The 249-nt window shown below is 56.6% G+C and carries 1 protein-coding gene; it reads left to right on the forward strand.

What is annotated here, in order from left to right; translation table 11 throughout:
- Window positions 1-77: 77 nt before the first annotated feature.
- On the forward strand, window positions 78-249 hold a 172-nt coding region (locus tag RTW80_RS31830), incomplete at its 3' end, for an MbeD/MobD family mobilization/exclusion protein (RefSeq protein ID WP_409415348.1).

Raw genomic sequence — 249 nt, forward strand, 5'->3', positions numbered from 1 at the left:
GGGCGAAAGTGGACGACAGCGGCTGGACAGGCGGGAAGCAGCACGCTCTGCGTATCGTGAGGTAAACCATGACGTAACTGGAAACGCACTTATTGAACGCCTTGAAGCGTTTGGAGCAGCAATTCAGCGAGCAGCTGAAAGCTTCCGAGAAGGCGCAGGCCGCCTTGCAGAGCATGTTCGAGCGTGCTGCGGAAGACAACGCCACGCTGTTGAAGCACGTCAGCGTCTTAGACAATCGGGTGACTGTAT

Origin of the sequence: Escherichia sp. AM3, from assembly GCF_032029835.1 — a bacterium.
Classification (GTDB): Bacteria; Pseudomonadota; Gammaproteobacteria; order Enterobacterales; family Enterobacteriaceae; genus Escherichia; species Escherichia coli.